The following is a 23,624-nucleotide window of genomic DNA, read 5'->3' on the forward strand; positions in this document are numbered from 1 at the left end:
CAGGCTTTCAGCCCGATGCTGCTTTTTAGGAAGACGGCTCAGCTAAGAATTCCGACATCACCAATTTGGAGAGTTGCATAATGTACCTTATTTTACTATCTTTTTCTAATTAGTTAAATACCTGTTGGATAAAATCGATATATGGAGGACGAAACGTCATGGCATCCAAATCATCAATCATCGATATCGACACACAAATCGAGAAGCTGCGTGAACATCGAAAACTCTTGATAGTCAAATCGGCTGACCGCTCTGCGCGTGCTGCAACAAAGGCAGGATTAGCAGAAATGGAACTGAGCGATGAGGACATCGATCGCATCTTCGAAAAGATCGCCGCGCGATTTCGTAAAGCGCCAACAAAGAAGACCAATGGGGAAACAACTTGGCCGCGTAAACAGACAAATGGCGAGATTGGAGCGGCGGCGGAGGCTCCTCATGGCAACTGATCGCAAAAAAGTGGCCCGAGAGAAATTCCTGCTCGGTAGTATCGTCATTCGTGCGGGTTTATCAAATGTCGATCGGGCATTCCTGCTGGGCGGACTTCTGGAACTGGCGAGATTGTCACCCGCAACATCAGAATATCAACGCTTGCAGGATTTGGGCGAGATCGCTTTCCGATCCCCTATGTCTGAGCGCGGAGATGTTACAGATGCAGATGCAGCCCAATGACGGTACGAGGAAAACGCTGTTTGAGTGTATTACTCATTCTCGTTCCAATCGTCCTTTCCTGCTTTTTCTTTTATGTTGCAAACTGGCGTTGGTCTGAACTGGCCAATGGCATGTCAGGCAGAGTGCAATACTGGTTCTTGCGCGCGTCCCCCATGCCGGCGCTTGTTTTTGGATCACTCACCGGCCTCTTGATCGTCTGGGTGCTCCCGCTGCACCGACGCAGACCCATTGCCCTGGCAAACGTCCTTTGCTTTTTGCTCGTGGCTGGCTTTTACGCACTGCGCGAGTTCACTCGTCTCTTCCCCTTTGTGAAGAGTGGAGCGGTGAGATGGGAAGAAGCACTATCCTTCCTCGATATGATTGCAGTCATAAGTGCGGCAATGGGCTTTCTCGCAGTCGCGGTATCAGCCCGCATCGCAAACGTGGTACCTGAACCGGTCAGACGCGCAAGGCGTGCAGTCTTTGGGAATGCAGGCTGGCTAACCCTGTCGGCGGCAGCACGGCTTTTTCCCCAAGATGGCGAAATCGTCATCGATGAACGCTATCGCGTCGACAAGCAACTCGTCCATGGACTGCCGTTTGATCCCAATGACCGCTCCACATGGGGACATGGCGGAAAAGCCCATATGCTGTTGTCGGAAAGCGCGCGCTTTGAAAGTTCAACCGCCTCCTACTTCCAGAACCAGGCACATAATCTTCTAACTGGGCTTCTGGCCCATGTGATGTTGTCACCAGAATTTTCTGGCCAGCGTAATCTGCGCAGCCTGCGTCAGATCGTTTCTCAACCAGAGCCATCAGTGCTTGCAATGCTCCGAGAGGTTCAAGAACATTCAGGCTCGGCCTTCATTCGCGAAACGCTTGGCGTGTTCGTTAATATGACAGAGCAGACATTCTCAGGCGTCTATTCCTCCACCGCATCCAAAGACACCCAGTGGCTCTCGCTCGACAATTAGGCAGCCCTCGTCTGTGGCGACAGCTTCAAATACCCCCACACCATCACTTCTACGTGGAAATCAACACCAATAAGTCATACTTCCACTAAGACCACTTTGCAGAGGGCAGACCAGCATATTTGGCGACCGCTCAACCCCAACGAGATAGACGGAAGTAGTTGTAAAAGCGACAAATTCTGATTGGCAATTGATCATACCCGCCCATAAATATCGTCGAAACGCACTATGTCGTCTTCTCCAAGATATTCGCCGCTTTGCACTTCGATCAGAACCAAGGGTAGAATGCCCGGATTTTCCAGTCGATGTTTAAAACCGCATGGAATGTAGGTGGACTGATTGTTGGTGAGCAGGATTTCTTGTTCACCATTAACAACTTTCGCGGTGCCCGAAACCACTATCCAATGTTCTGAACGATGGTGATGCGCCTGCAAGCTGAGGCGGCTTCCCGGTTTTACTTCTATCCGCTTAATCTTAAAGCCATCACCCTCTTCAAGAACAGTATAAGTACCCCATGGGCGATGCGCGGTGCGGTGCAGCTTTGCCGCTTCATGACCCTGCCCACGTAGTTTGTTAAAGACCTTGCGTACATCCTGAGCCTTGTCGCGATGCGTAACCAAAAGTGCATCTGGTGTATCGACGACCAGCAGATCATGAACGCCGACGAGGCTCACGAGACGGGTTTCAGAAAGAACAAAGCTGTTGGTCGTGTCTTCAAGCAAGGTTTCACCGCGCAGACGATTGCCTTTCGCGTCAGGTTCGACAAGATCAGCCATTGCGGCCCAAGAGCCCATATCCGACCATCCACAGGAAACCGGAACACAAGCGATGTTGTCTGCTTTTTCCATGACGGCATAATCAATTGAGATTGCTGGCGTTGCTGCAAACTGGTCTTTAGCAATTTCAAGCGTTTTGGTTTCGCCATTAACGCCGCGGCGCGAATGCTCCAGTGCTGCTTTTGCGCCGGCTAGAACTTCCGGCGCGTGACGCTGCATGGCATAAATCATGGTTGCTGCTTTGAAGCAGAACATGCCGGAGTTCCAGTAATAGCTGCCACTCTCGACATAAGTCCGCGCCGTAGCGGCATCTGGCTTTTCAACAAAGCGTAGGACATCGTCACCACTGACTTCAATATATCCAAAGCCCGTCTTTGGATGATCGGGAATAATGCCAAAAGTCACAATGCGGCCAGCATCTGCAAGCTTACGCGCTTTCACAACAGCTTCACCGAAAGCAGCTTCATCTTCAATCAGATGATCCGCAGGCATCACCAACAAAGTCGCCCCAGGCCCATAGGTTGATACAGATTGAAGTGCTGCAAGTGCGATGGCGGGTGCTGTATCGCGACCCAGAGGCTCCAGCAGGAACGTGTTGTTGATCTTGCGTGCGTCTGTAGCTGCATAGGCGTCAAGCGTCAGGAACAGGAAATCACGATTCGTAACGGTGAGGACCTGCTCAACTTCCTCGAGATGCGATGCGCGGGCATAGGTCTTGCCGATCAGCGTGCCGCCGCCCTCAGTCAATTCTATAAACGGCTTGGGGTGAGCGTCGCGTGAAAGCGGCCAAAGTCTGGAGCCAGAGCCGCCGCTGATGATAACCGGAATAAAGCTCATTTTCTGTTAGCATCCTTCGTTGCGTTACGAGCGATTTCAAGTCCCAAGGTCAATAGTTTTGTCGCTTCATCTGCGTTGTTGCTTCGACATAGCATCGCAGTTCGGGCGCATTGCCTGATGCGCGATAGTGGACGGCGTTGCCGGAGGCGAAAAGCAGTTTCACGCCATCAATTGTTTCAAGTCGCACAATGGCATCACTGATTGGAGAAAGCTGTAGCCGAGCATTTTCCTGCGTAATGACAGAAAGAAAGCCAGCCGTTTTTTCTTGCGGCACGTTCTGTAAACGGTCTCCATTGAGAATATTCTCAACTTTGGAAAAGGAGTACATGAACAACTAAATACTGCGCTGCACATGGTTAGTGATGCAAGTAAAATTTGGTTCGATGAAACGTATGGCTCCGCATCTTATCTTAAGGTTTTCTGTTTACACAGCCGCGCTGATAATCTTTCCCGGAGAGTTAGATAAAATCGAGCCACTAAGCGCATCTCTTATCAGTGGATCGCCAAATATATCAAGGAGAACCGCTTCAAAGGCGGAAATGTTTTCCGCAGAAGCGAAAAACGCGACACCGATCTTTGAACGATGTCGCGTTAGATCTCATGCCATTTGGATGCTAAGCCAGTCTGGTTACGACATCTCTTAGTGACACCCGCCAATTGGGTGCAGACCAGTTGAACACTTCCTGAAATTTCTTAGTCGACAGACGGGAATTGGCAGGACGCACAGCTTTTGTGGGGTAATCGACCGTTGCAATATCGGAAACAGTTGCTGACGGTCCCCCAAGCTCGGAACTTTCATCGAATATAGCGCGTGCAAAGCCACTCCAGTTCGTATCGCCCGTACCGGCGAAGTGATAAACACCATAAGCGGAAAAGTCTGACGTTACCGCCAGTTGAGCCGCTATCTGGACAATCGCATCGGCAATATCGAGTGCACTGGTTGGATTGCCCCATTGATCAGAAACAACGGAAAGACCATCTCGCGTCTCCGCCAGCTTCAGCATCGTCTTGACGAAATTCTTGCCGAAGGGGCTATAGACCCAAGCCGTTCTTAGAATGATGTGTTTTGGATTGGCTTGCGCAACCAGACGCTCGCCTTCAAGCTTGGTGCTTCCATAGACGCTGCGAGGTTCAGTGACATCCGATTCAACATACGGTTCGCCAGCGTCGCCCGCAAAAACATAATCCGTCGAGATGTGGATGACCGGAACACCGCTAGCGTTTGCTGCTTCAGCAACTGCTTGCGCGCCAGTTGCATTTACAGCGAGCGCCAACTCAGGCTCATCCTCAGCCAGATCCACTGCCGTATAGGCGGCAGCGGAGACTACGAGGTCGGGCTTGATCGCGCCAATGGCGCTGCGCACGGTTTCCGGCTTCGCTAAATCCAGTTCCGGGCGACCCAGTGCAATCACTTGCAGATTGGGTTGTCGCGCTGCCCTCTCCAAAAGGCTCTGGACAAGTTGTCCTTCCCGTCCCGTGACAACGATTTTCATGCCTTGGCCTCTTTTGCCACCACACTGCCAAGCCGTTCACCCGCGTAATTGCCACTGCGGATCGGCTCCCACCACCAACCATTATCGAGATACCATTGAATGGTTTTTTCCAAACCTGTCTCGAAGGTTTCCTTTGGCTTCCAGCCCAATTCACGCTCAATCTTTGACGCGTCAATCGCATAACGGCGGTCGTGACCGGGACGATCCGTTACGAAAGTGATCAGATCCGCATAGCTCTTGCCGTTTGCGCGAGGCCGTTTCTTATCGAGAATGGCGCAGATCGTTTGCACTACATTCAGGTTGGTGCGTTCTGCACGTCCGCCGATATTGTAGCTTTCACCAAATTTGCCCGTTGTTGCAACCAATGCCAACGCACGTGCATGATCCTCGACAAACAACCAGTCACGCACATTCGCTCCTGCACCATAAACGGGCAGAGGTTTCTCATCGAGTGCGTTGAGAATGACCAATGGGATTAGTTTTTCCGGGAAATGGAACGGCCCATAATTGTTCGAGCAATTGGACAGCACGACCGGCAGGTCATAGGTCTCATGCCAGGCACGCACCAGATGATCGGATGCGGCTTTCGATGCGGAATAAGGTGACGATGGCTGATACGGGGTTTCCTCCGTGAAGATACCGCTATCGAAAGGCAGATCGCCAAACACTTCATCCGTTGAAATGTGATGAAAACGGAAAGCCGATTTGCGCGGCTCCGGCAACTCGCGCCAATAGGCGAGTGCTGCATTCAAAAGACGGAACGTGCCGACAATATTCGTTTCGATGAATGCGCCAGGACCATCGATTGAACGGTCGACATGGCTTTCCGCCGCCAGATGCATGACGATGTCGATTTCGTTGGCGCGCAAGGCTTCCAGAACGCCAGTGTCATCGCAGATATCAGCTTGAAAAAAGCTATAATTAGGATAGTTTTCAATCTGGCGCAGAGAAGCTAGGTTCCCCGCATAAGTCAGCTTATCCAGATTAACGACATTCACTTTCGGGTCGGCAGCGAGATGGCGGCACACTGCAGAACCTATGAAACCTGCTCCACCCGTAACAAGAATGTTCATATGATTCCTCAATCAAAAACGTCTGCATTGGCAAGCAGCGGGGCTTTCTCGTCCTTATCGGACAATTGCACACCAGTTGCTGCAATAGGCCATTCGACACCAATAGCTGGGTCATCAAAGCGGATTGAGCGGTCGTGCTCCGGAGAGTAATAATCCGTCACCTTGTAAATCACTTCGGTATTTTCAACGAGCGTGATAAAGCCGTGCGCGAATCCCTTCGGTACCAGAATCTGGTTCCACTTGTCAGCCGAGACTTCGAGTGCCACCCACTTGCCAAAATTTGGTGAGCTTTTGCGAATATCGACGGCAACATCCAGGATCGCACCGCGTGTCACACGAACCAGCTTATCCTGTGCAAAGGGTGGCAACTGATAATGCAGACCTCGCACCACGCTTTTTGCAGCGGAATAAGAATGGTTGTCCTGAACGAAATTCAGGTCGATGCCAGCCTCTACGAGTGCCTTGACCTTATAAGTTTCGGAAAAAAAACCACGGTCATCGCCGAATTTACGCGGAATGATCTCAAAAACACCGTCTAAATGTAACGCGCGGACTTCCATTAATCTTTTCCTAGTTCATCGACACGTCGACGAAGGTAAGCTGCATATTCAGTTTTACCAAGCTTGGCTGCACGCTCCAATACGGCTTCGCTACTCAACCAACCTTTGTCCAGCCCAATTTCCTCTGGGCAAGCTATCTTGATACCCTGCCGTTTTTCAATGGTTTGAACAAATGAGGATGCTTCATGGAGGCTGTCATGAGTACCCGTATCCAGCCAGGCATATCCCCGTCCGAAACGCTGAACATTCAGTTCACCTCGTTCGAGATACACATTATTAACAGTAGTGATCTCAAGCTCCCCGCGTGCTGATGGTTTGATCGAACTTGCAATGTCGACGACTTGATTGTCGTAGAAATAAAGACCCGTCACAGCCCAGTGTGACTTGGGTTTTTCCGGCTTTTCTTCAATCGATATTGCTTGGCCGGTCGTGTTGTCAAACTCCACGACACCATAACGTTGCGGATCATCGACGCGATAAGCAAAAACGGTCCCGCCCTTCATTGGCTCGGAAGAAAGCTGAGACAGCTTCGAAAGGCCATCACCAAAATAAATATTATCCCCAAGGATCATGGCTACGCTGTCATCGCCGATGAATTCTCGACCAATGATGAATGCTTCAGCCAGACCATTAGGATGTGCCTGCTCGGCGTACGAGAAATTAATGCCAAATTCACTTCCATCACCGAGTAGCTTTTTGAAAAGCGGTAGATCATGTGGAGTGGAGATGACAAGAATGTCTCGAATTCCGGCTAGCATCAGAACGCTAAGCGGGTAATAGATCATTGGCTTGTCGTAGATCGGCAGAATCTGTTTCGAGACCGCGATTGTCAGAGGGTACAGCCTTGTACCACTGCCACCGGCGAGAATAATCCCCTTCATACGAATTCATTTCCTAACATCTTACTTCTCTCACATCGTTAATATAGATAGACATAATGCTCAAGATAATGGCTTCGTTTTGGCCATAACCAGACTATAACGCGGAGATAAACGAAACCACACGGCGAACAGAAACTTCAACTTATCGAATTAATTTAAAGCCGATCCCTGCCTTGTGAATCGAGAATTAACAGAATGAATAATAGTGTTTCAGCTACATATCAACCAACCAATAAGCAATCATTGCTGACAATATCAATTGTGACGTTTAATCCGAATTTTGTTGAACTCAAAAAAACGTTAAATAGCCTGAAAATTGCACTCAATGGTATCGCAGATGAAACTTTCTCGATCACAGTCGTAGACAACTCCGACAGTAATGAGGTTGCATTATTTTTAATGCGCAATTATGCAGAATTGCCGGTCAAATTAATCCATGGGCAAGGTAATATTGGTTTTGGCAGAGCTCACAATATAGCTATGCGACAGATAGGTGAATTTCATCTCATTCTCAATCCAGACATTCAACTCGCCCCAGATGCACTAGTAAACGCTCTCGCTTTCATGCGCGAAAACGAAAACTGCGGTATATTAAGCCCCCATGCCTCTTGGCCAAATGGACAAAGACAATACCTTTGTAAGCGCTATCCAGCTGTCTTTGATTTAATTCTAAGAGGATTTGCACCAAGAAGTATACGTTCGCTTTTCTCCGCTCGATTGGCACGATACGAGATGCAAGCTGAAACACAAGACGTCGTTTATTGGAACCCTCCAATTGTCAGCGGGTGCTTCATGTTTTTCAAAGGTGCTACTTTAAAAAATTTAGGCGGTTTTAGTGATAAGTTCTTCTTATATTTTGAAGATTTTGATCTGGCTTTGAGATCGCGTAAAATTGCCGATACGGCTTATCTTCCCACAATACGAGTAGTGCATGCAGGTGGTCACGCCTCCAAAAAAGGATTCTGGCATATCAATGTCTTCATGCGGTCTGCAATTAAGTTTTTTAGCATACATGGTCTTAAAATATTTTAATATTCTGCTTGGACTGTGTCATAAACTTTACGAAAAGCAGGGGCTCGGAATTAGGGTCGCGATGATGGTGAAGACCCCCGCAACAAAGAAGCAGGCGACCAGAAGTTACGATCCGCCGGTAGTCTAGCTATTCTTAGTGGCCACGATAACAATCTGTGGATCACCTAGGTAACAAAATTCCTCCGACCAGTAGCTTAAAACAGCACTTTTCTCAAAGCCCGCAGCTCTAAGATCGTCTAGAACTTGCCACCCAAAATAGCGGTAACATAAAGATCCCGCCTCCATATCGACCGGGTTTCCATGATATTCTGGCTTCTCAAAATGAACTATAGACCCATCCGCCTCTAAACGAGCTCTTATCAAATGATCTTGCTTTGTTGAGCTGAACGGAACTGTGAAAAGCAAACTGCCACCTGGTCGTAAAACCCTGTAAAATTCGCAGAATGCCGCCTCAGGTTCAGGAACATGCTCCAAAACATCAAAAGACAAAACATAATCAAATGTGTCGTTTTGGAACGAAAGATTCTGTACATCTTGATGTAGAATTCCATTGTTCAAATCTCCAGATTTGAAGTCACCGACGAAATACTCGCTCCCTTGGAGATGTGGATACCTCTGAGCTAGCCAGTTGTAATTTTGAGTTACATTCTCTGTAAGATAAATTTTATGGGACTGATCGACATTAAATACCTGTTGGAATAAATGAAGCGATCCTCGAACCCTATTTACTACGGAACACTGCATGCAATTCAGGTGCTCACGCCAATTCGGGATGTAACGGCCGTCATCATATGAACGGCTTGAATACATTGAACTAACTTGAAAAGTTCTCGGTTCACCACAACAAACACAAAAGCCATCCAAAGTGAAAGCGTCAACATTTTCAGGCACTAATTGTCTTTCTCTGTGAGTCCGATTTTGTATAACTCCTTCTGTTTTTAAACGAGCAATATCGAATTCGTTTTTGGACTCAGAACGCAAATAGGGGAGAAACGGCAACCCATCAAATTTTGAACTCAAACGAGTCAACATTTCCGCTTTTGGGGTATGCTCATTCCGCCCGCTGCTACCATTCCAATCAAAACCATACGGAATTCTGGAATAGTAATCATGACCGTTCGACCTGATGTTCTTTCTATAGCCATCAAGCAATTCTGTTAAATGACGAGTGTTGCTAAGTCGAAACTGCTGACTGTGGCGAGAAAAGATCGTTTCATCTTCGATCTTATTACCGCTAAAATGGAAAAACCTTAGAGGTTCAGAATTCACAGTCCAACCAGCATCATCTTTCGAAATCCGCCTTTGCGAAAGATTCCAATATGCCACATTGTACCCAGGATGTCTGAGTATTGCTATGTTTGATATCAAAGATGGAAACAAGTCCCCCCATTTTTGATCAACGAACAGCCCTCCCTCCAAATCAATTACGCAGTATTTTTCTAACCGCCTACCCCACCACGATACGACACGCCTCACCTCTGGAGTATCCCGGAAAGCGCAAAAGCCAAAATTATATACGCCGTAACGAAGAAACTGCTTATCTTCCATTTCGGCGAACTCAGCAGGTTCCAGTATGTGGGGCGTCAGTACACAGTTTGCGCCAGAGGAAAATGCCTCCTCAAGTTCCACCATCTTAGTGTACACGTATATATCTGGGTCAAAATACGCGATCTCTTCACCCGCATGCTTTTCAAACAAATAAGAAAAAACAAAAGGCTTAATCGACGTATTGAGTTCGGTAATATTATACCGCTCTTGCATTTCTTGGAAATTTGGAATTCCAAGCTGATTAAGTGTCAACACTTCAAATTCAAACCCGTTTAACTCTGGCTCGTACGCGGTATCGCAGAGAGCAACATAGAATTTAGTGGGTCCATGGTTTTCTTGTAGTGAGCGATAAAGTGTGAGCGCGTAACTCAGAAAGTTTCTCGAACAAATTGTAAATACGATCATACTCAAGCCACCTTGTTCGCATCAACCTTCGAGGAAAAGTCTTCAGTCACAGGCGCTCCAATTTCAGCTAAAAGTTTAACCAACAAGTTATGGCATCGATCAAAAGAATAATTTGTAGAAATATGCGCGATACCAGCGTCAGACGCACGAGTCCATTTTTGCTGATCCTTATATAAGTCGACTATCAGCTGAGCAAACTCTTCCGGCGTCTTTCCTACCGCGATCGTTTCGCCATTATTTAGCCCCATCCCCTCGGCAGCTAGCTCTGTGGCGACACATGGGACACCGTGTGCGAGACTTGAGGCCACTTTTCCTTTAACTCCCGCACCAAACCTTAACGGCGCTACCGTTAATCTTAAGCGCTCCAATTGCTCAGTTAAGTCATCAACATATCCGACGCATACTAAGCCAGAATCAGTTCGCTCGCGAAGCTCGTCCGGCATACTGGCTCCAATTACATAAAAATCCACATCAGGCAGGCCCGACCTTACGAGAGGCCAGATAAAATCAAGAAAATATTTTACGGCGTCGAGATTTGGTGCATGCTGAAAGCTTCCAACAAATCCAATGCCTGCTCTATGGAGGTATGGATTTATACGACCGGGACAATCACGCGCAAGCGGAATCATCTCCACCAGCGCACCTGGTCGCTCGTATGCGAGTATCTTTTGCTCTTCCTCAGAAACCACGATCGAAGCGTCTGCCAACGCAATGACGGCATATTCACGCTCTCGGGTCGCTAGTGCTCTATTTATGCCCACTCGATCACCAGCAAGCCGCGCCTGACGTTCCTCACGAATATGATGAAGATCAACAGTATTAAAGATTATTTTGGCGTGATCAAAAGTTCTCTTGAGAGTTTCAATATATGCGCCGCCCACATCGACACGCGATAGGAAACAAAGATCAACTATATGACTGATGCGCCGGAAAAATGCGTCAATAGGCTGATGCTCATTCTGTGAAACACAAATGACGCCCATTTTTTCTAAAGACGTTTTGTAATGAGCGTCTTCGGGGGCATTCGACGCGAGAAATATAACTTGATATCCAATTCTCTGAAATGACTTTACAAAATTCAAGGCATCAATCGATCCAGAATCTTTGTCAGGACGAGGGAAAATGCTATCAATTATTAAAACGACTGGTTTCGACCAATCTCCTCCAGCCATTATGCGGCTAAATGGATCTTCAGAAGACAGGGGCACCGCATGTGAAACCGAGGGCAGTTCCTGCAGAGCGTTCGTATCAACAACAGCCGATGCTGCGACCTGTCCGCTATTGTTTGAAAATACGCGTTTCGCGAGCCTCCTAAACTGCAGGGTAGCTATCCACCATACCGCAGTCGCAGATTTTCTAAAGAATCGTCTTACAGACTCAGGAGACCGCATCATCACGGATCGAATGGGAGACGTAATCTTCCATGAGGTGCTGTTATAAAGCGACAGAATTTGGGCATCTTTTTCGTTCAGCTGACTTCTAATGACTTCAATTTCAGAAGCCTTCACTGCAGACTGTCGGAGCGCGGATGCAACATCCTTATCAGCTCTTGCTTCCAACGCGCTATTTTTCAACTTCAAATCTGATATCTGTAGGCGAAGTTCTTCCAACTCGTTTTTAAATTTAAAGACTCTATCGATAAATTCTTTTTCTGAAGAAATAGTTTTCTTTTGAAGACTTTTTATCAAATCACTATCATATGTTATTTTATTGCTTATAATACCCGCTATTCTGTCACTAGAAGCTAAATTGGACGAATATCCAGCAATAAGCTCATCAAAACTACTGATAACCTCCTTACTAGCTAACTCACTAAGTTCATACTTAGCGACCTTCAAAAGTGCGCTAGGTCTTACTAAAAGAGGCGATAATGCTAGAGCCCCCCACAATGATGGTATTTTTATTGATGGTGCAATTTGTTCTTTGTAATGTTTCTTAGCAGACTTAATATCTTTACAAAAAGCTGTTTGAATACCCAAAGAGTCGGAAAGATCTTGCCACTTGAACGGGAGATCTACCTTCTCCGAATCCCAATAGGCGAACTGTTTTTTATAAGCAGCTGCAATAATTGCTCCATGCATAGCCCCTGCTAGTACAAACTCGCAGGAATATATCGCGTCAATAAAACGCCGAATTTCAGCAGTGTTATTTGGAATATTTGGGCGCAATACAACATCGCATCCAGTTAGATTCTTTATTTCTTCATCTTTTCGATTATCGTGGAAGTGCGGGATACAAACCGACTTTCCTTTAAATTGAGGCTTTATTTTCGGCGTATATAATGCAGGAATCAGAAATGCTGGATCCCCGATCGGAACCGAGTCGCCTAATCTTAATTCTGATGCGCTCAATCGACCGCGAACACTCAAAATCGAAGCCAGGTTTTGATATTCTTGAGTAACGGCGTCTTTTTCCCTTACACCAGCCCCCCAAAACCACACGCGCTCATGTTGATCACCGTCTGGACCCGGTATAAATAAATTATCAATCACGCTGCCAACAATATGAATGCGTCCGGGGAATCCTAAAGGGTAGAATAATTCCTCTAAAAAGAACTCCGATAAAAAATCTCCGAAATTCTGAATATTTTCGGATTTCAGCCAGTAGGAAATTTCAACCGCCAAAGTGCAACCCACCTTATTAAACGAACCCGCTTGCAACGGTTAGCATCCTGACTGTTCGGTTTCAACTATGCAACATCAGTCGTTATCAGCTCAGACGGACTTAACGATTAGGCTGTCTTTCTAGCAAAAGTGAAATGACAAAAACCACACCGGGGCGAGCTTTTTTCACTTCTTATCTTGCGCCAGAACGACCAGCATCTGATCAAGACGTTTATTTGTCTCTTTCAAACCTTCGCGCGTTTCATCACCCATTTCTGGCTTGGTAAAGCGGGTATCTCGATCGACGCCATCGATGACGATGTTGTTCGTTGTTTTGCCAAACATCGGTGTGAATGTCCTGGTGGGCGACAATGGCTGCGGGTCTCGCCAAAATACTCGCGTCGTGCCGGGAGGTTCGTTGTTTTCCTGCAACGGGCAGGTGTCGTATGTCCGCCTTTGAAGGTCGCGTCGCCATATCCCTTGTTTGATGGATATCAGAGCTGGTTGCGCCTCCACCGAGGACTGGCGGAACGAACGATCGCCCGCCACCTTCGCGACCTCCATAAGTTGTTGCCGTTGCTCGGCACGACGACCCTCGACTATGATGCTGGCCTGATCCGTAATGTCGTCCGAGAGTGGCGCGAGCGCACCGGGCCGGCTAATCTGAGGACCATGACAAGCGCCTTGCGTAGTTATCTTCGCTACCTCGCGGGTGCTGGCTTGTGCCGCCCCAACCTTGATAACGCCATTCCGCCGGTATTGCAGTGGCGCCTTTCGTCGTTGCCGCGGTATCTGGCAGCCGCCGACGTCGAACGCGTCATTGCATCATGCGATCGACTGGCCAAAGGCCGCCTGCGGGACCGTGCAGTGCTGCTCCTGTTGGCTCGTCTGGGACTGCGGGCCGGCGACGTGGCCGGGCTGAGGCTCGACGATATCGAATGGACGTCTGGTATGCTGCGCCTGAGCGGCAAAGCGCGCCGGCAAGTTCGGCTGCCATTACCGCAAGACGTCGGCGATGCACTTCTAGCATACATTGAGCAGGAACGACCGTGCGTGCCTCAAGAGGCGGTTTTTCTTACAATGATTGCCCCCTACCGGTCGTTTGCGCATTCCGGTCATGTCTCCACGATCGTGGCGCTGGCGCTAAAACGTGCGGGCATTTCCGATTCTCCGTCGTCTGGAGCGTGCTTGCTGCGCCACTCCGCGGCAACCTCAATGCTCCGTTCGGGGGCCACACTCGAAGCTATTGGCGCGGTGCTGCGTCACCGTTCGCTCGATATGACCGCACATTACGCTAAGGTCGATGTCGCGATGCTGGAGCAGGTTGCTCAGCCCTGGCCGGGAGAGCTCCCATGCTGAGTGAGCTCCTCGCCGATCATGCGGCGCTGCACCAAGCTCTGGGGTTCAAGTTTCGGACGCCAGGCATTCTATTGCGCAACTTCGTCGCGTTTGCTGAGCATCGCGGTGAGAATGTTATAACGACGGCAACTGTGCACGAGTGGGCGCTACAGGCACCTTCACGCGAACAAAGTCGCAACCGCCTGTTGGCGGTCCGTCGTTTCGCGCTCTCGCTGCATGCCGAAGATCCGCGCCACGAAGTTCCCTCTGCTGATCTTTTCGGTGGCGCCAGTTGCAAACGCCGCACGCCGTATATTTATAGTCCCGGAGAGATTAGAGGGTTGATTGACGCTGCTCAGCGACTTGGCTCCGACAATTCAATCCGATCTCTCACCTACGCTACGATGTTCGAGATGATTGCAGCGACCGGCATGCGTGTTTCGGAGGCGATTCGATTACCCGACGTGACAGACGACGGGTTGATCATTGCTCAGACTAAGTTCAAGAAGAGTCGGTTGCTGCCGCTACACACGACGACCCGACGCGCCTTGGACAGGTACCTCGCGACCCGCCTGAATGCGGCAAGTCAGAGCGATGCGCTTTTCATTTCGCATCAGGGAACGCCGCTCGCTTATCCGACGGTAATAACAGTCTTCCTGCAGATCATGCGATCAATCGGCTTGCGAGGCGCGGCAGGATCGCGAGGGCCGCGGATCCACGATCTTCGCCACACGTTCGCCGTCCGCTCTCTCGAACGCTGTGCGCACGATTCCAAGGCGGTGGCGCGGCATATTGCTGCTCTGAGCGCCTATTTGGGACATGCCCATGTGACCGATACATACTGGTATCTTCAGTCAACGCCGGAACTGATGGCGCATATGTCGGCAGCCGGCGAGGCATTGCATCGAGGAGTAACAGCATGACCCAGCTTGCCCAGCACCTCACCGCTTTCCTGCAAGAGCATCTTCCCGGGAACGACGCGCAAGCGTTCACACTTGCGATGCATATGCCTATAGCTTCCAACTGCTGGTGACGTTCGCCGCAAGAAGATTAAACAAGCGACCGTGTCTGCTGCAGATCGAAGATATCGACGTACCGATAATTCTCGCCTTTCTAGAGCACATCGAAGAGACGCGCGGCAATAAGGCCCGATCGCGCAACGCCAGGCTGGCTGCTGTGAAGTCCTTCTTCCGCTATCTCGAACATCGCGCACCCGCGGTGCTGGATCAGGCCCTTCGGGTGCACGCCATTCCGATGAAGAAGATTGACGAGGCGCTCGTCGCTTCGCTTTCGCGTACCGAAGTGCAGGCGCTGCTCAATGCTCCGGATGGGCGAACCTCCTCAGGCATTCGCGATCGGGCCATGTTACATCTGGCTTTCGCCGGCGGGCTGCGCGTCTCCGAACTCGTCGGTCTCACCCTCGAACAGTTCGACGGGCGGCCACCGGCCAGCATCCGTATCATCGGCAAAGGAAGACGAGAGCGCGTGCTTCCGCTCTGGCAGGAGACTGCTGCCGCGATCCGCGCCTGGATCGCGGTTAGACCCAAGGATGGTGACACAGCGCTCTTCCTGAACAACGCTGGCAGGATGATGACAAGATCCGGCTTCGAATACATCCTCGAAAAGCACGCGGCCGCCGCCACAAATGCTGAACCCTCGCTGGCGACAAAGTCAATATCGCCCCATGTCCTGCGCCACAGCTGCGCAATGCACATGCTTCAGGCAACGCGCGACATTCGCAAGGTAGCGCTGTGGCTGGGCCACTCCAGCCTTCAAAGCACAGAGATTTACCTGCGTGCAGATCCTACCGAAAAACTCGAGATGCTCGACGCTTTGGTGCCGCTTGGTATCAAGCCAGGAAAATTCCGCCCGCCTGATAAACTGATCGCTATGCTTGCCACGCGATAGCGCCTGGTTATGTGGAGTCGATCGATGTCGAAATGCCGACCGCTGCGCCAATCGGCGTCTCCGACTCCGCATAGTAATCGTCGGCGCATAATTGCGGAAGTCGATGGACTTCGTCGCAACCATGATCCGTACCCGGTTGGAAGGAAATATCATGGGCAGTTAGCCAAGGCGTGCACCATCGATACGATCCGATCCGCCGAAGCGCCAGCCTCCAGACGAATGACTACTGCGCCTGCGACGATTTCCGGGCGTGAGGGAACATCAACATCAATGCACGCTGCTTTAGTGGTCGACCCAACCATTAAGGTTGCAAACTCCACCGGATCCTCTGGCGCAGGCAACACCAGCTGCCCCTTTTTCGCAAGAGTCCGCCACGTCGATACATGATTTGCAAGCAAACCGTGCCGACGCGCAACAGAACTCACCGTAGCGCCAGGCAGCAGCGTTTCTGCCACTATACGCGCCTTCACCTCATCCGGCCACTTTCGGTTCCCGCAGCTTCCGCCACCAACTCGTAGAACCTCCAATGTAGTGTCCATGGAGAAACTCCGTCCTGATCATCTCAAAAGTCTAATGCGACAATCAGAACTGTAATTGGAAGGTGGGGATCAGGGTACGCTTACGGCTTAAATGATTTAAACTTCTAAAAATTTTTGAGGAAGGGGTTTCTTGGCGACATATCGTGTTCTCTAATCCCCGACAAAGCCGTAACCAGTGACTTTTGATAGGCTTGCAGAGTAGGCTTTACTGTTATGGCGAGAATGGGCAAGGTCGATCAGAGCTTTAGTACGTGCCTCCGCTTCGTCTTTGTTTGAATAGATGTAGGTTAACGCATCAGCATAATGCTGTGCTGAACCAAACCTATCAATCAGCCATCCTGTTTCACTAGTCACCAACTCCGAAACCCCGCCAACATCTGCAGCAACAACCGGATAGCCAAGATAAGAAGCTTCAATCAACGTGTTAGGCATACCTTCCCATATTGACGTAAACAAAAAGGCGTTACCTCGAACTTGTTCGTCCCATTCCAAAGGTGTTTTATACGGGCCACATAGAAACAGATTTTTTGTCTGCTCGAGATGAGATTCATAATCTTTGTCGACCACTGAACTTCCAAAGACATAAAAGTCACAAAAATCCACAGTAAGTTTTGCAATCTCTAACAGAAGGTCAACACGCTTTTCCTTATCCAAGCGGCCAGCCCAGACAACATTAAGTCGCGGATGTCCTTTTAAATTCTTTAGGCGGGCGCGCAAAAGCGCTAAAGACTCTTCAAGGCTGACGGCAGTGTCGAGTTTAGACTTGTTATAAACAGTCAAAAACTTGCTCGCGTGCTCTGTAATTTTGAGTTTAATCGGTGCCTCGATAGCAAAGCGGGCATTATCCGTCACGACTGTTTGGATTTTTTCAATTGTTGGTGGAAGAAAATCTTGCGCGTATCCAATGATTTTCGTGTTGTCCGCTGGGTCGAACTGCAACGCGTACACACTCGCCACAATATTAATGTCGTCAAGAAACCTAATCGGAATTTTTTGTAGAAGATTGTAAGCGAGGATCGAATTAACGATATGGATCATTTTGAGCGAAATAGACCTTATAATTAAATATAAAATACTTTCGCGGACTAAAGGGTCAGCAGCATCAATATCTTTTAGATCAATAACGATGATGTTATTTGGTAAATCAGGCAATCTGCTCCTCGGTCCATTATCAGTCATCAATACTAAAACTGATTGCTCTGGCTTCTTCTCTGCATAAGTCTTTACATATTCTAAGGCGGCGGATTCTGCACCGCCACCCGCATAAAAATTAATCGCCATTAAAAGTTCAATAGGGCCATTTGACCTCATGAAAGACATGATTTTATCCAGCAAAGGAAGCGGGAGTGCGTTCCTCTTGGATATGTACGCCGACGGTGGAGCAGCTGTATTTTCATCGTCTATGCCACTTTTTTCCAAAAATTTTCGAGCGGACCTGTATTGGCGAACTTTGAATAGTAGCTGACCATTAGCAGTCCATTTGGCGACTTTTAAGCTTCGAAAAATAAGCTTTTTTAATATTGGAACTTTATTTAGCCTATTTGTGAGAGCGTTCACGACCCGCCATGCTTGGCTGTTCTCAAAAGCATTTAACTTCGTCTGGGCCTCACGCGCTCTACGTTCATACACTGTTGCCAAAGCGGTTGCTTTCGAAAGAGCAATTCTGTAGTCGGCGTTCTGATCCGACATCCTTTTTATAATATTCTCAACCGTGAGTTTTAACGCGGCGTTTTCCATGACTAATTCATCAGTCGATGGCTGCGATGTTTTTGCTTTAGTAGCACCATTGCTGCTGGCCATTGCGCTTTCCCTTATTCACACAGTATAACTTAGCGATCACAGGCGGCCGACAATGGACGATATAGTCGTGCTGTGAGGCGCGCATGGATTTCTTATACTAACCCGATGCGAAGATAAGCAACAATCTGGACGGTATAATTTATGAGGCTCGTGTCCCCTGAAATTCGCGGCATCTCCGAGATGTAGGAAATCGAACTCTATTCCGCCGAAAAATATCTTGCCGCAAAGTCGCGATCAATCTCCGGAAGGTCAAGCGCTCGGCCGTTCCGGTAGAGGGTTCGGAACCAAAATCCATCTGAAAACCGTAATGGCCCGATTGCTACCGCCTGTTTAAGCAAGGCCTCGTGACGTAAGACACGTCTTTAGCGACGTCGTTAATGACGTGTCTTGAGATTGAGGTAGACGATGCGGATGGAGATACTGGGCCACGAACGCCGACGTCGGTGGCGGGCCGAAGAGAAGCTTGCGATAGTCAATTCGGTTGGGGTTGATGGCGCGACCGTAACAGAAGTTGCGCTACGTCACGATGTATCGCGTCCGCAGATTTATATGTGGCGTAGCGAGTTGAAGAGGAAGGGGCTTCTGCCTCGCTCGCCGGAGCCCTTGTTTGTTCCCGTTGACATGACTGCCGCTCCGTCCGGCTCTGAGGCGAACAGTTCCGTCGATGCTTCATCCTCAATGGTTGAATTGCAATTGCGCTGCGGCCGCCGTCTTTGTTTTGACAGCCAAGTGGAAGGCGCGGTGCTGACGCGGCTCATCCGGGCGGTGGAACAGGCATGATTGGACCGGGCACCGGCGTTCGGGTTTACCTTGCCTGCGGCGTCACAGATATGAGGAAGGGCATTGAGGGCCTTTCGATGTTGGCACAGGATGTCTTGCGCCAGAAGCCGACAGGTGGAGCTGTCTTCGCCTTTCGCGGGCGGCGTGGTGATCGGGTGAAGCTCCTGTATTTTGATGGCCAGGGATTTTGCCTTTACTATAAAATTCTGCAGAAAGGCCGTTTCCCCTGGCCTTCAGCGGCCGATGGGACGGCTCGACTGACAGCCGCGCAACTGGCGATGCTATGGGAAGGAATAGACTGGAGGCGTTCGGACTGGGGTGCTCCGCCGGCACGTGTCGGTTGATTTTTATCTTACTGAAACTACTTGTTTTTATGGCGTTCTGCCCTGACTTATGCTAGTCAGGATCATGTCGAATGCGAGCTCAATTCTTCCTGACGATCCAGCCTTTCTGAAGGCGATGATCACCGCCTTGCAGGCGGAGAATGCGAAGATGTCGGCGGCGTTGAAAGCGCATGATCACCTGATCCAGGGTTTGAGGCTGCGCATTGCCCGGCTGAAGAAACAGGTCTTCGGCAAGTCTTCTGAAAAGATTGAGCGGGAAATTGCGCAACTGGAGCTGGCGCTGGAGGATCTGTTGATCGCCAGTGCCGAACACGAGGCTGCGCCCGTTGAAGAGCTTGAAGACGAGATGGCTTGCGTCCCGGAGGAGACTTCACAGCCCCGGCCTCTGCGTCGACGTCCGCGCGTATCGGAAAATGCCGTTCGCGAACGCCGGGAACTTGATCCCGGTCATTGTTGTCCTGCCTGTGGCGGAGAATTGCGCCTTGTCGGAGAGGATGTCAGCGAAATCCTCGACATGATCGCAGCGACGATGAAGGTCATTGAGATCGCCCGACCAAAGAGGTCGTGCCGTTGCTGCGAGAAAATGGTGCAAGTTCCTGCGCCCAGCCGCCCAATACCCGGCAGTATGGCGGGTGCCGGGCTTCTGGCCTATATCCTGGTCTCGAAGTTCGATGATCCCCTGCCGCTCTATCGCCTCAACGAGATCTTCGCGCGGATGGGTGCCGATATACCTGACAGCACATTGGTGGACTGGTGCGGTCGTGCCATGCAAGTGCTTCGGCCGCTGATCGAGCGAATTGAGAAGGAGATCATGAAAAGTGATCTCCTCCATGCTGACGATACCCCGATCCGGGTGCTGGATCGCTCACTGCGCGACAAGGAACTGGGCAAAGGTGTGAAGAAGGGCAGGATCTGGACATATGTCCGCGATCAGCGTCCATGGGCAGGCGGCGCACCGCCGGGTGCGGTTTATTACTTCGCTCCCGACTGGAAGGAAGAGCACGTCCATCATCATCTGCGAGAAGCGAGCGGCATCCTCCAGGCTGATGGTTATAAAGGCTACGCAAAACTATACGAACCTGATGCGGGTGGGAACTGCCGCTTCCGCGAGGCTTCCTGCTGGGCGCATTGGCGGCGTGACTTTCATGATATCTGGGTCGCGAACAAATCCGGGATTGCGCGCGAAGCTCTCGACTGGATCGGAGTGCTGTATGATATCGAACGGGATATTGCAGGCCGGCCCGCCGATGTACGGCTCGCCACGCGTCAAAAGCACAGCAAGCCAAAGGTCGAGGAACTGCGCGCATGGGCGGAAAAGCAGTTGCTTAGCATTCCGGGCAAAAGCGAACTGGCGAAGGCTTTGCGCTATGGGCTGAGCAGATGGCCGTCATTATCCCTGTTCCTGGAGGACGGGCGTGTGGCCATAGACAACAACGCTGCGGAGCGAGCCCTGAGGCCAATAGGAGTAGGACGCCGCAACTGGTTATTCGCAGGCGCTGATACTGGCGCGGAAACTCTGGCACGCGCCATGACGATCATTGAAACGGCGAAGATGAGCGGTCTCAATCCGCAAGCTTATCTGGCCGATGTGCTCGACCGCATTCACGATCACAAAATCAATCGGCTCGATGAATTGCTGCCATGGAATTGGATGCCTCTCGCAGCAGAACATGCAAAGGCAGCATGATGGCGACGGTCACGTTTGTCTACAACACAGACTATGTCGCCGAAATGCTCAACGAGGATGCTGACCTTCTGTATGCGATCATCCGCAATGACGATAACCTGACCTATGGAAATATAGTCACTGTCGTAACCGGCGAGGATCAAACCACTTCCGCTCTAACGGACGACGGTATCGATGAACTCAGACAGATACTCGCCGACGCGCGTCAATCAGCCGAAAAATGGCAAGAATTCCTCGAATGCTTTGTCGATGACCAAGAAGTCGTCGAACGTGTCAAGACATATTCCCCACGGTAACAATCGGGCGGTTACCAGGCGGAATATTCCGAAACATTTTACCGTGGCACTTTACCGAGGTCGCGCACGTATCGGTAATCCCCACATGGGCTCCGTAGGTGCCCATGTGGACGAAAGTGGACAAATTTATGGCAAAATCAATCTAACCCAAGCTCGCAAAATATAAATACTCAAGATTTACAATGTATCATCGATTCTCTATTATAGTTGTTTGAGCTTCCAGAGATTATCCGATGGTCCCATAAATAACCCATCAATGAGGCAGCATCTCCCGGTGATACTAAAATCCGGTCGAAGTATGTATTAAACTCGCGCAGCATGTCTATCTGTCTATTTGAAAGGGAGTCTCGGTTGGTTCGATAAGTGTAGCGTACACCTTCTTTGAAAAGTTCAGATATATGTGAGATGTCTTTTGTATCGATGTTGTTTAATTCAATCATCATCGACAGCTTTTTCTCACTACTGAATTTTTCCAGATATTTTCTACGCAACACATTTGTCATCCAGAATTGTGTAACAGATCCGGAGCTCGTGACAGAGTTTTTATGGATACGGTGTCGATACAATGCGCTGTTAAGGTAATGGAATTTACCTTTGCCAATGGTGCGTAATGCAAGGTCCCAATCTTGGACACCAGAATAATTATGATCACTTCCTCCAAGCTTCAAATAAAGCTGGCGCCGGATAACCTTTAGATGGGAAGCGACCATTCCAAGTAAAACATCATTTTCGATTGACGCTGAGGGCGTAATCCACGGATACCCGCCGTAATTAAAGCGAGATATAAGTTTTCCGTTTTCGTCTATATGGTCCTTATCGGTAAAAATATAATCTGCAGATGTTTCTGCTATCACCTCGGATATTCTATCAATAGCTGTATCCAAAACATAATCATCGCAGTCCACAAAGGCGATGTATTCACCTCTACACTGCTGCACCGCCAAATTTTGTGTTACTGAAATACCATAGTTTTCATCATTCTGAAAAACTTTATACGGTATTAAACCAGTATCCATGCCGCACAGAGTGTCAACTACCCCAACCTCATTAGATCGGTCATCGACAACAATGATTTCATATGGAATTTCGGTCTTTTGATTGGCAAGGGAGTCTATACACTGCTTCAGGTAAGCTCGGTGATTGAAGACCGGGACGACAAACGACACAAGGGGCGCGACATCGTTTAACGATCCGTGTTCCTTTTTCGAGGTAACGGTGGGATCAGAGTCAGCTACAGAGCTTTTTCGTTTCTGGCTTTCGCCCGAAACATATCTGCTGGCAGAGAGCTCGATTTTTTCTTCGTTGGACAGTTTGCGACCTTGATAGAATTTCTTATGCCAATCGGTTGAGGCGTTTGCAAATTTTGGAAATTGGGTAGCGAAGCGTTTGTCCAGTATTTGGGAAGCCTGTAGCCAAGATTCTCCCATTTTATTGAGCGATCTTGTCATGCCGCTATCGTGTAAGCGATAAATTACTCCTATAAACGGACTGTAAATGAAACCATTCCGCCGTTTGCCGGCTAGAGTAGACCAGAACACCCAATCTTCTTTTCCATAAAGCTCTTCTTCAAAAAGCAGCTCCTCAAAAACAGAACGATGAAATAACCCGCAATGAATCGGTATTGAAAAACCGCGTTCCCACACAAATAGGAAGCTTTCGAGTGTGAATGGAAATCGGTTTATCGAATGGGTGTCATCCCGCAGCCCTCTCATCCACTCGTTCGAAATATAATATCCGCATATAGAAACGATTTTGTCTCTGGAATACTTTAGCTGAGCTACCTGACGTTGGATTTTTCCAGGTAACACAACATCATCGCAGTCGAGAAGTTGTATATATGTACCCTTAGCTTCACGAATACCAACATTTCTTGCTGAAGAAAGTCCACCATTCTCTTTGTGAATAACCCGAACTCGGGGATCAAGATTTTCGGCTTGATTGCAATAATGTTTAGCATGGCCCTCAGTACTGCCATCATTGACAACAAGCACCTCAATATCCCCTTCATAAGAGGACAGCGCTGACTGCACAGCAGATTGAAGATATTTTCCTTGATTATAATAAGGAATAATCACGCTAACGGTGGTCATTTTATTACTACACTC

General features: G+C 49.3%; 21 protein-coding genes and 2 pseudogenes. 11 read left to right on the plus strand and 12 right to left on the minus strand.

Annotation, left to right across the window (positions count from 1 at the left end; all coding sequences use genetic code 11):
* Positions 1-158: 158 nt before the first annotated feature.
* From ACSME1_RS12950 to ACSME1_RS12960, 3 genes and pseudogenes are all read left to right on the plus strand, one after another.
* Positions 159-446 carry a TraC family protein gene (locus ACSME1_RS12950; protein WP_435655318.1) on the plus strand — a complete coding sequence of 96 codons (288 nt, stop codon included), beginning with the start codon at positions 159-161 and terminating at the stop codon, positions 444-446.
* Positions 436-669, plus strand: coding sequence for a conjugal transfer protein TraD (locus ACSME1_RS12955; protein ID WP_435655319.1), 234 nt, complete (start codon positions 436-438; stop codon positions 667-669). The genes ACSME1_RS12950 and ACSME1_RS12955 overlap by 11 nt, the downstream gene beginning before the upstream one ends.
* Positions 666-1,619, plus strand: a pseudogene (locus ACSME1_RS12960) (type IV secretory system conjugative DNA transfer family protein); the annotation flags it as partial. The gene ACSME1_RS12955 and the pseudogene ACSME1_RS12960, both read left to right, overlap by 4 nt.
* A gap of 194 nt (positions 1,620-1,813) precedes the next feature.
* On the opposite strand, the gene ACSME1_RS12965 reads toward ACSME1_RS12960, so the two are convergent.
* From ACSME1_RS12965 to rfbA, 6 genes and pseudogenes are all read right to left on the minus strand, one after another.
* Positions 1,814-3,232 (minus strand): mannose-1-phosphate guanylyltransferase/mannose-6-phosphate isomerase, encoded by a 1,419-nt coding sequence (locus ACSME1_RS12965; protein WP_435655320.1) that lies wholly within the window; start codon positions 3,230-3,232, stop codon positions 1,814-1,816.
* Positions 3,229-3,521, minus strand: a pseudogene (locus ACSME1_RS12970) (phosphomannomutase); the annotation flags it as partial. The gene ACSME1_RS12965 and the pseudogene ACSME1_RS12970, both read right to left, overlap by 4 nt.
* 325 nt (positions 3,522-3,846) lie before the next feature.
* Positions 3,847-4,725 carry a dTDP-4-dehydrorhamnose reductase gene (gene rfbD, locus ACSME1_RS12975; RefSeq protein WP_435655321.1) on the minus strand — a complete coding sequence of 293 codons (879 nt, stop codon included), beginning with the start codon at positions 4,723-4,725 and terminating at the stop codon, positions 3,847-3,849.
* Entirely contained in the window at positions 4,722-5,798 is a 1,077-nt protein-coding gene (gene rfbB / locus ACSME1_RS12980) for a dTDP-glucose 4,6-dehydratase (protein ID WP_435655322.1), read from the minus strand. The genes rfbD and rfbB overlap by 4 nt, the downstream gene beginning before the upstream one ends.
* Before the next feature lie 8 nt (positions 5,799-5,806).
* Positions 5,807-6,358, minus strand: a complete 552-nt coding sequence (gene rfbC / locus ACSME1_RS12985; protein WP_435655323.1) for a dTDP-4-dehydrorhamnose 3,5-epimerase — start codon at positions 6,356-6,358, stop codon at positions 5,807-5,809.
* Entirely contained in the window at positions 6,358-7,239 is an 882-nt protein-coding gene (rfbA, locus tag ACSME1_RS12990) for a glucose-1-phosphate thymidylyltransferase RfbA (RefSeq protein ID WP_435655324.1), read from the minus strand. Before rfbA ends, rfbC begins: the two co-directional genes overlap by 1 nt.
* Positions 7,240-7,434: 195 nt before the next feature.
* Between rfbA and ACSME1_RS12995 the strand changes: the two genes are divergently transcribed.
* Entirely contained in the window at positions 7,435-8,271 is an 837-nt protein-coding gene (locus ACSME1_RS12995; protein ID WP_435655325.1) for a glycosyltransferase, read from the plus strand.
* 123 nt (positions 8,272-8,394) lie between these two features.
* On the opposite strand, the gene ACSME1_RS13000 is transcribed toward ACSME1_RS12995, so the two are convergent.
* From ACSME1_RS13000 to ACSME1_RS13010, 3 genes are all read right to left on the minus strand, one after another.
* Complete coding sequence (locus ACSME1_RS13000; RefSeq protein WP_435655326.1) at positions 8,395-10,224, minus strand: class I SAM-dependent methyltransferase; 1,830 nt, start codon at positions 10,222-10,224, stop codon at positions 8,395-8,397.
* 2 nt (positions 10,225-10,226) lie between these two features.
* Positions 10,227-12,848, minus strand: coding sequence for a glycosyltransferase (locus tag ACSME1_RS13005; protein WP_435655327.1), 2,622 nt, complete (start codon positions 12,846-12,848; stop codon positions 10,227-10,229).
* 165 nt (positions 12,849-13,013) lie between these two features.
* Positions 13,014-13,376 carry a hypothetical protein gene (locus ACSME1_RS13010; RefSeq protein ID WP_435655328.1) on the minus strand — a complete coding sequence of 121 codons (363 nt, stop codon included), beginning with the start codon at positions 13,374-13,376 and terminating at the stop codon, positions 13,014-13,016.
* A gap of 27 nt (positions 13,377-13,403) precedes the next feature.
* Here ACSME1_RS13010 and ACSME1_RS13015 point away from each other — a divergent pair, with 27 nt between their 5' ends.
* The 3 genes from ACSME1_RS13015 to ACSME1_RS13025 all read left to right on the plus strand — a co-directional run bounded on the left by ACSME1_RS13015 (position 13,404) and on the right by ACSME1_RS13025 (position 16,073).
* Positions 13,404-14,186, plus strand: a complete 783-nt coding sequence (locus ACSME1_RS13015) for a tyrosine-type recombinase/integrase (RefSeq protein ID WP_435655329.1) — start codon at positions 13,404-13,406, stop codon at positions 14,184-14,186.
* Positions 14,180-15,088 carry a tyrosine-type recombinase/integrase gene (locus ACSME1_RS13020; protein WP_435655330.1) on the plus strand — a complete coding sequence of 303 codons (909 nt, stop codon included), beginning with the start codon at positions 14,180-14,182 and terminating at the stop codon, positions 15,086-15,088. The genes ACSME1_RS13015 and ACSME1_RS13020 overlap by 7 nt, the downstream gene beginning before the upstream one ends.
* 106 nt (positions 15,089-15,194) lie before the next feature.
* Positions 15,195-16,073 (plus strand): tyrosine-type recombinase/integrase, encoded by an 879-nt coding sequence (locus ACSME1_RS13025; protein WP_435655331.1) that lies wholly within the window; start codon positions 15,195-15,197, stop codon positions 16,071-16,073.
* Between the two features lie 149 nt (positions 16,074-16,222).
* Here ACSME1_RS13025 and tnpA (ACSME1_RS13030) read toward each other — a convergent pair whose 3' ends face one another.
* Together tnpA (ACSME1_RS13030) and ACSME1_RS13035 are read right to left on the minus strand one after the other, a co-directional pair.
* Positions 16,223-16,612 carry an IS66-like element accessory protein TnpA gene (gene tnpA / locus ACSME1_RS13030; protein WP_435655332.1) on the minus strand — a complete coding sequence of 130 codons (390 nt, stop codon included), beginning with the start codon at positions 16,610-16,612 and terminating at the stop codon, positions 16,223-16,225.
* A gap of 150 nt (positions 16,613-16,762) precedes the next feature.
* Complete coding sequence (locus ACSME1_RS13035) at positions 16,763-18,412, minus strand: glycosyltransferase family 4 protein (protein ID WP_435655333.1); 1,650 nt, start codon at positions 18,410-18,412, stop codon at positions 16,763-16,765.
* A 405-nt stretch (positions 18,413-18,817) separates the two neighbouring features.
* Between ACSME1_RS13035 and tnpA (ACSME1_RS13040) the strand changes: the two genes are divergently transcribed.
* The 4 genes from tnpA (ACSME1_RS13040) to ACSME1_RS13055 all read left to right on the plus strand — a co-directional run bounded on the left by tnpA (ACSME1_RS13040) (position 18,818) and on the right by ACSME1_RS13055 (position 21,519).
* Positions 18,818-19,192: an IS66-like element accessory protein TnpA gene (tnpA, locus tag ACSME1_RS13040; protein ID WP_435655334.1), complete on the plus strand. Its 375-nt coding sequence runs from the start codon at positions 18,818-18,820 to the stop codon at positions 19,190-19,192.
* Positions 19,189-19,536: an IS66 family insertion sequence element accessory protein TnpB gene (gene tnpB / locus ACSME1_RS13045; RefSeq protein WP_435655335.1), complete on the plus strand. Its 348-nt coding sequence runs from the start codon at positions 19,189-19,191 to the stop codon at positions 19,534-19,536. Before tnpA (ACSME1_RS13040) ends, tnpB begins: the two co-directional genes overlap by 4 nt.
* Before the next feature lie 64 nt (positions 19,537-19,600).
* Positions 19,601-21,223 (plus strand): IS66 family transposase, encoded by a 1,623-nt coding sequence (gene tnpC / locus ACSME1_RS13050; protein ID WP_435655336.1) that lies wholly within the window; start codon positions 19,601-19,603, stop codon positions 21,221-21,223.
* Positions 21,223-21,519, plus strand: a complete 297-nt coding sequence (locus ACSME1_RS13055) for a hypothetical protein (RefSeq protein ID WP_435655450.1) — start codon at positions 21,223-21,225, stop codon at positions 21,517-21,519. The genes tnpC and ACSME1_RS13055 overlap by 1 nt, the downstream gene beginning before the upstream one ends.
* A 170-nt stretch (positions 21,520-21,689) precedes the next feature.
* On the opposite strand, the gene ACSME1_RS13060 is transcribed toward ACSME1_RS13055, so the two are convergent.
* Entirely contained in the window at positions 21,690-23,609 is a 1,920-nt protein-coding gene (locus ACSME1_RS13060; protein WP_435655337.1) for a glycosyltransferase family 2 protein, read from the minus strand.
* Positions 23,610-23,624 lie beyond the last annotated feature (15 nt).

Source organism: Brucella pituitosa, from assembly GCF_965577835.1.
Taxonomy (GTDB): domain Bacteria; phylum Pseudomonadota; class Alphaproteobacteria; order Rhizobiales; family Rhizobiaceae; genus Brucella; species Brucella pituitosa.